Origin of the sequence: Moorena sp. SIO3B2 (assembly GCF_010692525.1) — a bacterium.
Taxonomy (GTDB): Bacteria; Cyanobacteriota; Cyanobacteriia; order Cyanobacteriales; family Coleofasciculaceae; genus Moorena; species Moorena producens.
Genome location: NZ_JAAHHE010000592.1, coordinates 1 through 2,937, shown reverse-complemented (window position 1 = coordinate 2,937; position 2,937 = coordinate 1). Strand labels below are relative to the sequence as shown.

Sequence of the window (2,937 nt, the reverse complement as noted above, 5' to 3'; positions counted from 1 at the left end):
GCCCCTGCTATCTTGAGAACAGCTTCTGATTTCACCTGAGAACTGTTGATCAAGCTTTTAATTGCTGACTTGAGTGCCTGTTCGTCCACCGTTGCTGGCATCAGAGCTAAAGGACGATTAGCCTTCAGTTGCAGAAAACTTCCATAGGCACGCTCACTGGCTGGATGAATCAGAACAAAGCTCCAAGGGTTCTCTAAGGCTTCAGCATTGTAAGCCCAGGACACAGGCTCAGCTCCAGCTTTTATTTCAGCTATTTTGTTAATCAGTCTTAAATTATACTGATACTCCCATGAGAGCACTATCGGTACAGACTTATGCTCAAACTTGTGCTCAAGTTTCTCTGAGGGGATTTCAGGTGGTATAGAAATCTCTTGTGAAGGATCTAGTCTAGTCTCAAAAGGATTAAAAACAGGCAGATGGCCTACTCGCTGCTCATAGTCCTCCATCCAGCTCAGGATTTTCCAGAGACTATCTGCCCCCTGACAGAGGAAATAACGATACACTGAAAGGGGTCTTCCCCCATCATCCCTACCCCGACTCACCACTGCCACCACTGACCAATCCGGTATACAAGAATCGGGCTCTCCTGGCACAACTCGACCAATTACTGCTGGCTGGTTACTATTAGCACCCTCAACTACAGCAAATCGTTTATTAGCGATCGCGCGCTCCACCGTATAGGGAATCTGGGGTAAAGTGGCATTCATGTACCGTCCAGTAAAGCCTCTGGATATCCAGCCCCCATCTGGGGTGATCTCAGCCTTGATACCAGTGCTAAATTCGTAAATTTCAACAGTAATAGTATTAGAATTACCATTAAAAGAGTCCATTGTTTTACTCCTGGTCTAATTTTCTATGCCGTTGGCCAGTACAAAGCCAGTAGATCGGAGCTACTAAGCCAAAGGGTTTCCAACCCTGGGGATTTTTCACGATTGATTCCTTAATTCCCTCACGGTCTCGACTAATACGCCTCATGTTTGGTTCTGGATGGCGCTCCCCCAACATGCCAAAAGCCGAGGTGGTGAAGCAATCAATGCTTCCAGGTCCCGATTGCTCCCAAGCCTGCAATCTTTTCATAACTTCAGGAAAGCGAGCGGTTGCTACATACGTAGGTTTATGGCGATTGACCCATAACTTAGGCTGTTCGCACTTAGTCAGAACTAGGGCAATGCGCCGGTTGATCACCCCTGTTTCTGCTCGGTCTAGTGCGATCAAAAATTTATCCAGACCATTGGCATACTCTCTGTCTTTGCGATGAGCTAAGCCATCAACCAGTAACATAATGCCGTTGGCTTGGACCGCATCTTCTAGGTAATCCCGAAGCAAGGGCGTACCTGATTGGTACAAAACATCTTGGAAAAACTCTCCAGAATAGTCTTTACAATTTATGTTGAGCCTTACCAAAGAGGAACCTAAGCTGGTCTTCAGCCGCCGCCAGGAAAACTGGTCTTTGAGAACTATCTCGATACTATAATCTTTAACTTCATCGGCATTAGCATCCAAGGGAGTGCCTTCTAACTGCTCCCCTTGTTCTAAAATTTTCTTGGCTTTCTCGATTAGTGCTTCCCCATCTTCATTAATTGGTGTTACTGTCTGCACTGGACTGGTGGAGGGGTCAGCTCCAGGCCAACGAGCCAAGGCAGCCATGTAGGTAGTTTTGCCAGATTTACGGTCTCCAATCACCCGCACACTAGCACTCAGTTGTGCTGGTTTAGGCAGGATTTTTTTCCCTAACTTGTTTTTTCCTAACCACTTATTAAACATTGACTCCTATCCTGTTGCCTGTACTGAGCCAATAAAGGGGAGAAAATATACTATAGGGTTGCCATTTATCAGGGTCTCTCAGCACTGACATTTCTCCATCCCATCCTGGTTCATTGATACGATTAGGTCTGGGGTCATTTCGACCCAAAACCCCAAAGGTTGATAAAGCAAAAAAGCGCAAGTTTTCTGGTGCAATCTCCGATTGAAGCAATAATTTAGTTTGTCGTAAATGCACATCAAACAAGTCAACTCCTGGATCAAGCCTGCCCGGCCACAGTTCCCCTCGTTCACATTTAGTGATGGCCACCGCTACCCGTAAGTCTTTGGTTCTTTCATAGAAATCGAGTTTTTGAGTAAAAACCCTCAATTTTTGAGCGTAATACTCATCACTATTTCCTTGCCACCCAGTCAGGAAAATTAAACATCCCCCTACATCCTTACTTAAGAATTCTTGAAATAAATCTTCGTGTTTATGGTATATAAAGCCTGATTCTAATTCGTCAAAAAGTTCTCCAGCAGCATCTTTAACAACTAGGTTAATCGTTTCGTTCTTATGCAGCTTTCTCTTCACTTCGATCTGAAAGGAGTAAACAGGTAAATCACTAACCCCTCCTAAAGGAAGTCTTGTGCCTTCTAAGGAATCTCCTGACAGGATTATATTTCTAGCTTGTTCAGCAAGATGTCTAGCATCTTCATTCAAGGGGTGGACGGTAAACATCTTCTGGTTAAAAGCCATTTTTCGCTCGGACCAATAAGCCAAACCAGCTAAATAAGTGGTTTTTCCTGATTTTCGCGGACCAATGACAAAGATATTTCCCATCTTGTAATTCCTCTCTTAACGTAAGCATTCAGCGGTCAGCGGTCAGCGGTCAGCGGTCAGCGGTCAGTAGACGTAACTAAGATTAAACAAAGCTTAGGTGTTTTATTTTAAAGGGTTTGTTCAGCGTGCAGATCACCTGATAACTGATAACTGATAACTGATAACTGATAGCTAATAGCTGATAGCTGATAGCTGATAACTGAAGCTGATAGCTGATAGCTGATAACTGAAGCTGATAGCTGATAGCTGATAGCTGATAGCTGATAGCTGATAGCTGATAGCTGATAACTGATAGCTTACCTCCTAACTAGCAAGAAAGCTGGCTAAATAAATCCAGGGTAGTTCTAACAGAG

Annotated in this window: 2 protein-coding genes and 1 pseudogene; all 3 read right to left on the bottom strand. The window is 44.3% G+C overall.

The window, feature by feature from the left end; all coding sequences use genetic code 11:
• Positions 1-830: pseudogene (locus tag F6K38_RS38490) on the bottom strand (hypothetical protein); the annotation flags it as partial.
• Between the two features lie 4 nt (positions 831-834).
• Entirely contained in the window at positions 835-1,764 is a 930-nt protein-coding gene (locus F6K38_RS38485; protein WP_071103171.1) for a hypothetical protein, read from the bottom strand.
• Positions 1,757-2,584 carry a hypothetical protein gene (locus tag F6K38_RS38480; protein ID WP_287360200.1) on the bottom strand — a complete coding sequence of 276 codons (828 nt, stop codon included), beginning with the start codon at positions 2,582-2,584 and terminating at the stop codon, positions 1,757-1,759. Before F6K38_RS38480 ends, F6K38_RS38485 begins: the two co-directional genes overlap by 8 nt.
• Positions 2,585-2,937: the final 353 nt, after the last annotated feature.